This window comes from Luteibacter sp., from assembly GCF_051958795.1.
GTDB lineage: Bacteria > Pseudomonadota > Gammaproteobacteria > Xanthomonadales > Rhodanobacteraceae > Luteibacter.
Map to the genome: position 1 here is coordinate 1 of NZ_JBQCFT010000039.1, position 10,267 is coordinate 10,267.

A 10,267-nucleotide genomic window follows, 5' to 3' on the forward strand; every position below is an offset into this window, starting at 1 on the left:
CATCTACCAGCGCGACGCGGCGCAGGATTCGCTGGAATCCACCCGCCGCCAGGTCGTCCGTGACACGCTGAACTACTACCGCTCGGTCGTGGCCGGCATCAGCAAGGTCGAGGCGACCAAGGCCGCCGTGGAATCCGCCGAGAGCGCACGCGATGCGACGCAGGCAGGCTTCGAGGTCGGCACCCGCACGATCGTCGACGTGCTGATCGCGCAGCAGAACCTGACCTCGGCGCTGAGCGACTACTCGCAGGCCCGCCACCAGTTCGTGCTCGACAAGCTGCTGCTGAAGCAGACCGCCGGCACGGTGGACGTGAAGGACCTGGAAGCGGTGAACTCGCTGCTTCAGTAAAAGCAGCACGCTCGCGAAGACAAAGACGGCCCTACGGGGCCGTTTTTTTTGGCTGTCAGACAAGTGCCGATGTGTGTAGGCGGATGCGCACAGTGCGCTGCGCCGATACGTACAACCCTTGTAGGCATTGTCGGATGCCACCCCTAGCGAAACGCGTCCATCATGCTTCTGCCCCATGTGGGGCTCATCAAGGACGACCCATGAACGGACGCTCCCTGCTAGCTGTTGCCGCCCTGCTCGCGGCTTCCACGGCGGCTCACGCGGAAACCGACCCGTATGCCGCTTATCCCATCACCGTAAAGCAGAGTGGTCACGACAAGGAAAAGACCTACTTCGAAGTCCGCAAGGAGGTCCTCGGCCAGTGCGACCTCGATGGCGGCTACATCGATACGCTGAACTTCCAGTTCCTCGAAGGCTGGGGCGCGGCGCAAGGCATGCACTTCGTCGTCGCCAATGCCACCTGCCGCCAGCACCGCTGATCTCGTAACCAACCCCTCATCGATAAGGACATCCCATGAAGACCCTCCTCACCGCCGTGGCCCTCACCCTCGCCACCGCACCGGCCATCGCCCGCGACAGCACGATCCAGGCTGAAACGATCAGCGGTATCCGCTACCACACGGTGGCCACGGACGCCTCGTTCAACCGTGACAACGCACGCAAGGAAGCGTGGGCGAAGGCTGTGAATGAATGCGACATCCGCGGCGGCTACATGACCGAGTTCCATGCCGGCGCCACCACCACGATCATCGGCATGCCCTACGGCACGCGCCAGGAGGCCTACGCCACGTGCCGCACCGACCAGCCGGCCGCGCGCGGCGAAGGCATCATCTTCGATGACGCGCTGCCGGCGGCAAGCGTGACCGGCGCGCCGCGCCTCACGGTATCGGCGACCGGCAGCCAGCGCGGCGCCTATCTGGCCGTGCGCAACAAGGCCGTGGCGCACTGCGCGACGCGCGGCGAGCACGTGGAGCAGCTGGGCATCGGTATGTCGAAGGAACTGCAGCGTGACGGCGTGTACAGCGTCACCGCCCACCTGGCCTGCGCCCCGGCGATGTAACGGGCGTTCTGTGGGAGCTTGCTGTGGGAGCGTGCTGTGGGAGCGTGCTTGCACGCGATGGGTGCTTGCCGCACCCTCCATCGCGCGCAAGCGCGCTCCCACAGAAGGGGAGGAAGACGGGCTATTCCTGAAGCAACCTGTCCACCAGCTTCATGACCTTCCCGACCGAACCGCGTTCGCTCTCGAAGACCTGGCGCGCCGCGTGGCCCATGGCCGTGCGGCGCGCTTCGTCGCGCAACAGCGCGAGCACTTCGGTACCCAGTTCCGTACCGTCCTGCACGCGCTGGCCGCCGTGTTCGTCGAGCAGCGCCTGGGTGATCTCTTCGAAGTTGTAGGTGTACGGGCCGACCAGCACCGGCTTGCCCAACGCCGCGGGCTCGAGCACGTTGTGGCCGCCGATGGAGACCAGGCTGCCACCGACGAACGCCACGTCGGATGCCGCGAAGAAGCGCAGCAGCTCGCCCATGGAATCGATGACGAAGCATTGCGTCGCGTGGCCCGGCATGCCGTCGGCGCTGCGCGTGGCGACGTTGAAACCCAGGCTGCGGACGGAAGCCTCGACCGCCTTGAAGCGCTCTGGATGGCGCGGCGCAATGAGCAGCAGCGCATCGGGCAGGCGCCGCATGACCTCGGTATGCGCCTCGAAGACGCACATCTCCTCGCCTTCGTGCGTGCTCGCGGCGATCCACACCGGGCGCCCGCTGCCCCACGCTTCACGCATGGCCTTGCCGGCATCGAGCGCCGCATCAGGCACCGGCATATCGAACTTCAGGTTGCCGCACACCGTGAGCTGGCTGGGTTCCGCGCCGAGCAGGCGGTAACGCGCCGCATCGGTGCGCGACTGCGCGGCGATATGGCTCACGCAGCGGAGCGCGCGGCGCACCAGCGAGCTCATCCGCGCATAGCCCCGGAGCGAGCGCTCGGAGAGGCGCGCGTTGGCGATCAGCAGCGGGATGCCGTGCCGGCGGCAGGCGAAATACAGGTTGGGCCAGATCTCGGTTTCCACGATCACCGCCAGCCGCGGCCGCACGCTGCGCAGGAAGCGCTTCACCGCGAACGGCAGGTCGTAGGGCAGGTACACGCTGTGCACGGTATCGCCGAACAGCTGGCGCACGCGCTCGGAGCCGGTCGGGGTCACCGTGGTCACCAGCATCGGCGCACGCGGGTAGGCCTCCATCAGGGCCTTCACCAGCGGCTCCGCGGCGTTGACCTCGCCCACCGAGACGGCATGCACCCACAGGCACCCTGCCAGGCGTGGCTCCCTGAACCGGCCGAACCGTTCGCGCCAGCGCACGTGGTAATCCCCGTAGCGCATGCCACGCGCCATGAGCCGGAGCATGACCAGCGGCGTGAACAGGTACATGGCCAGGTTGTAGAGCAGGCGCAGGAACACGCTATCCCCGGGGTGGAGGGTTGGCCGGGCAGTATAGCCGCCCCAGTCCGCTACAATGGCCGGCCATGCCCGGAATGCCCCGCCCCACCCTCACCCGTTCGCTGCTGGCGCCCCGCAACTGGGCGGCCTGGCTGGGCGTGGGCGTGATCTGGCTCATCGCCCACCTGCCGTTCCGCTGGCTCATGGGCCTGGGCCGCACCGCCGGCCGTCTGGCCCTGCACCTGAACAAGGAGCGCCGGCGCATCGCGGCTACGAACATCGCGCTGTGCTTCCCGGAGCTCTCCCCCGACGAACAGAAGGCGCTCGTGCGCGCCAACCTGTGCGACGTCGGCATGATGCTCGCGGAGTTCGCGCTCGGCTGGATGGGTTCCGACAAGGCGATCGCGAACGTACCGGTCACCATCGAGGGTCTCGAACACCTGGAGACGGCGCGTGCGGCCGGCCGTGGCGTGCTCCTCGTCGGCGGCCACTTCTCCCATCTGGAGCTATGCGCGCGGCTGGTGTCGCAGCGTATCCGCATCGCCGGCATGTACCGGCGCATGGATTCGGATGTGTTCGAGTTCGCCGTGTTGCGCTCGCGCCTGCACTACGCGGCGGCCATGTTCGAGAAAGACGATATCCGCGGCACGGTGAAATACCTGAAGGCCGGCGGGACGCTCTGGTACGCGCCCGACCAGGACATGCGCAGCAAGGACAACGTGTTCGCGCGGTTCTTCGGCGTGCGCGCGGCGACCATCACGGCGACGCACCACCTGGCGCGCATGTCGAATGCCGTGGTCATCCCGTTTTACCACCGCCGCCTGCCGGATGATTCCGGGTACGTGATGCGCCTGGGCGAACCGATGGCGGATTTCCCGTCGAAGGATGCGGCGCTCGATACCGAGCGGGTGAATGGCGAGATCGAGGCGATGGTGCGCGAGGCACCGGAGCAGTACCTCTGGGTACACAAGCGTTTCAAGACGCGGCCGCCGGGCGAGCCGAAGATCTATTGAAGGCATCGCGCGCGTAGGAGCCCACCCTGTGGGCGACGCCGTTCGCGATAACGCCACGGGGTCGGCCACGTCATCGCGAAAGATGTCGCCCACAGGGTGGGCTCCTACCGCGATGCTTTCGCCGGGCTTTCCCGAAACTTTCTACGCGGCAACGATGGATAAATCGTTCGTTCTCACGAAAGTCAGGTGAAAATTTCACAGCGTAGAACGTCCGTCATTCCCATCGAGACGGACCTTCCCATGCAATCGCTCTTCCGCTTCGTGCGCTCGCTGCACGGCCGCGCCGGTTGGCACAGCACGCGCTCGCATGCGATCGGCGCCGTGCTTACCTACTGTGGCCGTTCGCTGAAGCGCTGGCGCGAACACGATGCATGGCTCGCCTTCCTCGAATCGCCCGCGATGGCAGGCATCACCGAGTCGGATGCGGTACTGATCGAGCGCTACCAACATCGCTATATCAGCAAGGCATGGAGTCCGGAGCAGCGCCTCGCCGCCGTGCGCGGGCACTACGAGTTCGCCCTGGCCCACTTCCCCCGCGAGATGTTCCACATGCTCTACCGAGAGCGCCAGGTGCTTGCCGGCAAGCTGGCCCTGCGCGATGGCAGCGAACTCTCGTTGCTGCTCAAGGCCCCGATCCGTCGTGGGCGCGAGGGTGAGCTGAGCCTCTCGCTCACGGATGCCACGGGGCTGCAGCTTTCGTATGCGCAGTTCTCCATCATCAACGGTGGCCGTACCATCGTCATCGGCTGCCTGCAGGGTGCCGCCAACAACGCGGGCCGCGAGGCGGTCCGTGAGCTGACGAAGCAGTGCCATGGTCTGCGCCCGAAGAACCTGCTGTTGTCGATGGTCCGCGCGATCGCCACGGCCTACGGCATCGACAAAGTGCTGGGCGTGGGCAACGGGCGCCACGTTTTCGCTGGCATCGCGAACAAGGTCAAGGCCGACTACGACGCGTTCTGGCTGGAAGCGGGTGGCGAGGCGGTCGATGCGGGCTTCTACCGGCTGCCGCCGCGTGATCCGCTGCGCCTGGAGTCGGAGGTGGAGAGCAAGCGCCGCAGCGAGTTCCGCCGCCGTGAAGCGCTACGCCGCGAGGCGTGCGAGCTAATCGTCCAGCCGTTCGGCTTCCACCGCCCGCTGCTTGCCGCCGCCGCGTGAGATGCGCCGCTCGTAGAGCTTGGCGTACTTGAGGAACGCGTAGAACGCGTGCACGCGGGCGGCGATGAAGCCTGCCCACCCACCACGCCAGTGCCCGCGCAGGAAGTAATAGCGCGCGAAGGCGACCGTCGGGTAGACCACCATGCGCAGGCGCAGCGCGTTCGGTTCACGCGTATGCCGGTCGCGCACCTGCAGCGAGGAATAGCGGTTGGCCTTGTCGACGCGACCCTCGATGTCGCGCTCGCCGTAGTGGTCGAGGATCGCCGCCAGCCGCTGTACCGGACCATCCACCACGACGCTTTCGTGCACTTCGTGCCCGCTCATGCGCGCGTGCTCGCGATCGAACAGGCGCACGTAGTGGTTGAGCCGTGCGCGATCGGGCTGCCAGCGCCAGAACACCCACTCGCGCCGGAGCAGTTCGAAGCCCGCGACATCGGGCGCAACCAGCGCATCGCGGATGCGTGCCGCGGCCTCGGCCGGCACGCTCTCGTCCGAATCCAGCAGCAGCACCCAGCGGTGCGCGGCCAGGTCGATCGCCGCCTGCTTCTGCGCGCTGTAGCCCGCGAACGGCTGCACGTGCACCCGCGCGCCAGCACGCTCGGCAATATCGCGCGTGTCATCGGTGGAACCGGAATCCAGCACGACGATGTCGTCGGCGAAGGCGACCGAAGCGAGGCAGGCGCCGATCGTGTCGGCGTTGTTGTACGTGGTGACGACGACGGAGAGCCGCTCACCCGGCATGCGGCGACTCCGCGTCAGGCAGGTCGGCATACAGCGCGGCGCAGGCCACCGCGAACAACCACGCGGCGAGCAGGCCCCACCACGCCGAGTAAAACGCCATGTGCGTGTTCAGCGGGAACAGGATCGATGCGAGGGCCACGGCGGGCGGGAATGCCCGCGCACGCGCGACCGCACCCGCGCGCCACCAGGCGCGCATCGCGAGCACGCTCGCCGCAAGCCAGGCCAGCAGGCCCAGCGTGCCGGTTTCGGTGGCCACCTCGAGCACCACCTGGTGCGCATGGCACGCACCTTCGCCATCGCCGCACTTCTCGAGGGTGAGGAAGTGATCACCCGGCGCCGCATACGTCGGGTACGCCACGCGGAAACCGCGCACGCCGACACCGTTCACCGGGTGTGCGGCGTACAGGCGCAACGAGGTGCGCCAGATATCGAGGCGACCGGTCAGCGCGCTATCCATGCCCTGCGCCGTGCCGCTCAGGGCCGGCAGGGTGTGGGCGATGCGTTCGCGGAAGCGCGGCGAAACCTGCCACGCCAGCAGCCCGGCCAGGACCAGGACGACGCCCGCCGCCGCACACGCCGCGAGGAAGCGCCTGAGGTTGCCGGCTTCACGCCAGAGGAAGGCGAGCCCGACCAGCCCGTAGCAGAGCCACGATGCGCGGGAGCCGGAGAGCAGCACGGGGCCGAGCGCCAGGAGGTACGCACCAACCAGGCCCGCGCGACCCCAGCGCTCGCGCGCCGCCCACAGCAGGAACGGCGCGCACGCCGCCAGCGCCGGGCCGAGCTTGAGGTTATCGCTGCCGAAGATGCCGGAGAGCCGCTCCGCGTTCGAATGGCCGGCGAGGCCGATGCCGGTTAGCGCCTGGACCCAGGCATCCACGACCCACACGGCGACGACGACCGCGGTCGCCATATACAGCGCTCTCACCTTGCCGGGGCGGCGCATCGCGAAACAGGTGTACACGCCGAGCGGCGCGAAGCGCAGGATGCCGGCGACCGTGCCCCAGCTCTTGCCCGGCGCGACGGCATCCACCGCCGACACGAGCGCGGCGCCCGCGTAGGCGGCGAACAAGCAGAGGAACAGCCGCGCACCCGGGTGGAAACGCAGCGCCTGCGGCTCGCGCACCAGCAACAGGATGGCGCCGACCAGCGCGAGGAAGACGCCGAGCTCGGCGCTGCGCCCGAACGGGAGCAAGGCCGGCACCAGCCACACAGGGAGAAGCGGCGAACGCAGCCCGGCGCGCAGGGCTGCCTTGAAGCCGGGCGTGCTCACGCGGCGGGGACGCCTTCGACCACCTCGGCATAGAGCGCCAGCGTGGCCGTCTGCATATCCACCAGCCGGTAGCTGCGCGGCGGCGGGATCGGCGGTGCGAAACGCAGGAGCTCGGCGGCGCGCTCCACCAGCCGCTCGCGATCGTTGAGCGGCACGCGGCCGGCCGGATAGAGTTCCGACAGCAACTCACCGACGCCACCATGCGCATAGCCGAGGACCGGGCGGCACATCGCGAGCGCTTCCACGACCGTACGCCCGAACGACTCCGGCCGCTGCGACAGCTGCAGCACCAGGCTGGAGATGGCGTACACATCGCGGATATCCGAGCGCGGCGTCGAGATCACCACCTTGGCCTCGAGTCCGCGCTCGCGGATCAGCGTGCGCAGTTCCTCGACGTAGGCCTCGCGGCCCGGCTCGTCGGCACCCAGCAGGAGCAGGCGCGCGTCGATGGCGCGACTCTGCAGGTCGGCGATCAGCTCGATCGCATCGTGGTGGCCCTTCAACCGCGTGCCACGCCCGGGCAGCGTCAGCAGCGGCGCGCCCTCGAGCTGGGGGTATTCCTCGAAGAAGGCCCGCTGCCAGGAATCATCCGGGCGGTACCCATAGGGGAACGCCTCGGTATCGATACCCCGCGGTACGACCGAAATGCGCGCGCTGGAGATGTCCTCGGGATAGTGGCGCAGGACGTAATCACGCAGCGTCTGCGATACCACGATGACCCGCTCACCGCGCAGCAGGATGCTGCTGTAGTGGCCGGGCGTGTTGAGCCCGTGCACCGTGGTGACGAAGTGCGGGCGGGGCTTCACGCCCTTCATGGCCCACCAGCCCACCCAGGCCGGCAGGCGCGAGCGGGCGTGGACGACATCCGGCTTGAGCTCACGCAGGGCACGGCGGAGCTTGCCAACCGTGAACAGGGTGCCCAGGGATTTGCGCCCGATCGGCAGGGTGATGTGCTCGCTGCCTTCCGCCTCGAGCTGCTCCACCAGGCGGCCACCGGCGGAGACCACCACCGAGCGGTGGCCGGCCTCCACGAGGGCGCGGGCGATTTCCAGGGTCGAGCGCTCGGCGCCACCCGAATGAAGGGCGGGTACGAGTTGTACAACGGTCATCGTCCGGGGTGGGAAGACGGTGGCCATGGCGCGGTCCGGTGGCGTTGGGGTGGCGGGCGATGCGTGCAGCGAGCCCGCCCGGGCCGGTCAGTCTTTCAGTACGTAGGTGGCGCCGCAGTACGAGCACGTGGAGGTGCCGCCATCGTCTTCGATGGGGAGGTACACCTTGGGGTGCGAGTTCCACAGGTACATGCCCGGCATGGGGCACGACAGCGGCAGGTCGGCGCGGGTGACGTCGTAGCGGTTTTCGGCATTCGCCGGGATAAGCGGCGCGGCCGCGGGATTGGGACGCATGGGTAAAACTCCGGGCGATGCGATGAAACCGGGGATGGGGCGATGGTAACAAAAAGGGCCCGCTTACGCGGGCCCTTCAGGAATGTGTAGGAGCCCACCCTGTGGGCGACGCCGTTCGCGGGATGCTACACGCTGGCAGCATTTTGGCGAAAGATGTCGCTCACAGGGTGAGCTCCTACAAGTAAGCCGCTGGCGGCTTACTTCGCCGAGGCGTCGTGGGCTTCGGTGGTGATGCGGATCTTGATCTCGTCCGAGACGTTCGGGACGTAGGCGCCGACGCCGAAGTCCGAGCGCTTGATGGTGGCGGTGGCGTCGAAGCCGACGGTCTGCACCTTCATCATCGGGTGCGGGCCGACCTTGTTCAGGGTGACGTCCAGGGTGACCGGCTTGGTCACGCCGTGCACGGTCAGGTCGCCGGTGACCTTCAGCTTGCCCTTGCCGGCCGCGGTGACCTTGGTGCTCTTGAAGGTCACGTTCGGGTACTTGGCGGCATCCAGGAAGTCGGCGGACTTCAGGTGCTCGTCGAGCTTCGGCACGAAGGTATCCAGGCCGGCGAGCGGCAGGGTCGCTTCGACGGTGGAATCGGCCGGCTTGGCTTCGTCATAAACGAGCGTGCCATCGACCTGGCCCAGGTTGGCCGACGGGTTCGAGAAGCCGAAGTGGTTCCAGCTGAACAGGACCATGGTGTGGCCCGGGTCGAGCTTGTAGGTGACCGGGGCAGCGTTGGCGGCGCCGGCGGCGGCGAGCAGGCCCGCGAGGGCAACGTAACGGAGAGCGCGCATCGGTAGAACTCCTGCAGTGGGGTGGGTACTGCCAGTGGACAGCGGGACCACGAGGTCACCGCGGGAAAGGATCAGAGGATCTGGGCCACTTCGTCGAAATCGAAGCGCGGCAGGCGGCCGAACAGGTTCTTGTCGGGATTGCCGTAGCCGATGTTCACGAGGAAGTTCGACTTGACGTGGGTGCCCGGGAAGAACTCCGCATCCAGGCCAGCCTGGTCGTAACCCGACATCGGGCCGCAATCGAGGCCCAGCGAGCGGGCCGCCATGATCAGGTAGCCGCCCTGCAGCGTGCTGTTGCGGAACGCCGTCGCTTCGATCAGCGCGTCGTTGCCGACGAACCAGTCGCGTGCCGGGGCGTGCGGGAACAGCTTCGGCAGGTGGTCGTAGAAGGCGAAGTCCGTGGCGATGATCGCAGTGACCGGTGCCTGCATCGTCTTCTCGGCATTGTTCTCCGAAAGGAACGGCTTGAGGCGCGCCTTGGCGTCCTTCGACTTGATGAAGATGACGCGGACCGGCGACGAGTTCGCCGAGGTCGGGCCCATCTTCATCAGGTCGTAGAGTTCCTTGAGCTGCCCATCCGTCACGTCCTTGTCCTGCCAGGCGTTGAAGGTGCGGGCGTGGCGGAACAACTGGTCAAGCGTGGCATCGGAAAGCGGAGCGCTCATGGGATTCCTTGTACAGTGAACGGGCGCCGGTCTAACCGGCAAGGCCAACAGTGTAAGGGTCGCGGCCTGCCTCGTGGACCCATCTGGCAGGAACGAACTGTGTCGAATTCGACAACAATCCGGTACGAGGGGTCGCGGTGAGTGCCGCGATGCTGCCCCGTGGTTCATGCTGGGTGATCACCGACGGTGCCGCCGGGAACCGCCGGCAGGCACTCGCACTCGCCGAGGCGCTGACCCCGTCGATCCGCGAGCTCGTCGTGGAGCTGCGCACGCCGTGGGCATGGGCCGCGCCGCGGCTCCTGCCCGGCGGGCGCATGGCGCTATCGCGCCGCGCGGAAAGCCTGGACCCGCCCTGGCCGACCCTGGTGATCGGCTGCGGCCGCGCCGCCGCCTGGGCGACCCGCCAGGTGCGCGCGTGGTCGGGTGGCCGCACCCTCGCCGTGCAGGTGCTCGACCC

13 protein-coding genes are annotated in these 10,267 nt (G+C 67.8%); 6 read left to right on the top strand and 7 right to left on the bottom strand.

What is annotated here, in order from left to right; translation table 11 throughout:
* From ACTHLF_RS02325 to ACTHLF_RS02335, 3 genes are all read left to right on the top strand, one after another.
* A partial coding sequence (locus ACTHLF_RS02325; RefSeq protein ID WP_440324493.1) for a TolC family protein occupies positions 1-349 on the top strand: 349 nt, incomplete at its 5' end.
* A 200-nt stretch (positions 350-549) separates the two neighbouring features.
* Positions 550-828 carry a hypothetical protein gene (locus ACTHLF_RS02330; protein WP_440324495.1) on the top strand — a complete coding sequence of 93 codons (279 nt, stop codon included), beginning with the start codon at positions 550-552 and terminating at the stop codon, positions 826-828.
* Positions 829-863: 35 nt separating this feature from the next.
* Positions 864-1,409 (top strand): hypothetical protein, encoded by a 546-nt coding sequence (locus ACTHLF_RS02335; protein WP_440324497.1) that lies wholly within the window; start codon positions 864-866, stop codon positions 1,407-1,409.
* A 121-nt stretch (positions 1,410-1,530) separates the two neighbouring features.
* Here the strand turns inward: ACTHLF_RS02335 and waaA are convergent, their stop codons facing one another.
* The gene (gene waaA, locus ACTHLF_RS02340) at positions 1,531-2,796 is read right to left on the bottom strand and encodes a lipid IV(A) 3-deoxy-D-manno-octulosonic acid transferase (RefSeq protein WP_440324517.1); all 1,266 of its coding nucleotides are present in this window, start codon (positions 2,794-2,796) and stop codon (positions 1,531-1,533) included.
* Between the two features lie 80 nt (positions 2,797-2,876).
* Between waaA and lpxL the strand changes: the two genes are divergently transcribed.
* Together lpxL and ACTHLF_RS02350 are read left to right on the top strand one after the other, a co-directional pair.
* Complete coding sequence (gene lpxL / locus ACTHLF_RS02345) at positions 2,877-3,794, top strand: LpxL/LpxP family Kdo(2)-lipid IV(A) lauroyl/palmitoleoyl acyltransferase (RefSeq protein WP_440324499.1); 918 nt, start codon at positions 2,877-2,879, stop codon at positions 3,792-3,794.
* A gap of 240 nt (positions 3,795-4,034) precedes the next feature.
* Positions 4,035-4,949 (top strand): VirK/YbjX family protein, encoded by a 915-nt coding sequence (locus ACTHLF_RS02350; RefSeq protein WP_440324501.1) that lies wholly within the window; start codon positions 4,035-4,037, stop codon positions 4,947-4,949.
* On the opposite strand, the gene ACTHLF_RS02355 is transcribed toward ACTHLF_RS02350, so the two are convergent.
* The 6 genes from ACTHLF_RS02355 to ACTHLF_RS02380 all read right to left on the bottom strand — a co-directional run bounded on the left by ACTHLF_RS02355 (position 4,896) and on the right by ACTHLF_RS02380 (position 9,810).
* On the bottom strand, positions 4,896-5,690 hold the full coding sequence (locus ACTHLF_RS02355) for a glycosyltransferase family 2 protein (RefSeq protein ID WP_440324503.1): 795 nt from the start codon (positions 5,688-5,690) through the stop codon (positions 4,896-4,898). The genes ACTHLF_RS02350 and ACTHLF_RS02355 overlap by 54 nt on opposite strands.
* Positions 5,680-6,960: an O-antigen ligase family protein gene (locus ACTHLF_RS02360; RefSeq protein WP_440324505.1), complete on the bottom strand. Its 1,281-nt coding sequence runs from the start codon at positions 6,958-6,960 to the stop codon at positions 5,680-5,682. The genes ACTHLF_RS02355 and ACTHLF_RS02360 overlap by 11 nt, the downstream gene beginning before the upstream one ends.
* Positions 6,957-8,096, bottom strand: coding sequence for a glycosyltransferase family 4 protein (locus tag ACTHLF_RS02365; RefSeq protein ID WP_440324507.1), 1,140 nt, complete (start codon positions 8,094-8,096; stop codon positions 6,957-6,959). Before ACTHLF_RS02365 ends, ACTHLF_RS02360 begins: the two co-directional genes overlap by 4 nt.
* A gap of 60 nt (positions 8,097-8,156) precedes the next feature.
* Entirely contained in the window at positions 8,157-8,363 is a 207-nt protein-coding gene (locus ACTHLF_RS02370) for a zinc-finger domain-containing protein (RefSeq protein WP_440324509.1), read from the bottom strand.
* A 197-nt stretch (positions 8,364-8,560) separates the two neighbouring features.
* A complete protein-coding gene (locus ACTHLF_RS02375) occupies positions 8,561-9,145 on the bottom strand; it encodes a YceI family protein (protein ID WP_440324511.1) in 585 nt (194 codons plus the stop codon).
* Positions 9,146-9,216: 71 nt separating this feature from the next.
* Positions 9,217-9,810 (bottom strand): malonic semialdehyde reductase, encoded by a 594-nt coding sequence (locus ACTHLF_RS02380; RefSeq protein WP_440324513.1) that lies wholly within the window; start codon positions 9,808-9,810, stop codon positions 9,217-9,219.
* 137 nt (positions 9,811-9,947) lie between these two features.
* On the opposite strand from ACTHLF_RS02380, the gene ACTHLF_RS02385 reads away from it, so the two are divergent.
* Positions 9,948-10,267 (top strand): ELM1/GtrOC1 family putative glycosyltransferase (locus ACTHLF_RS02385; RefSeq protein WP_440324515.1); only part of this gene is annotated, 320 nt, incomplete at its 3' end.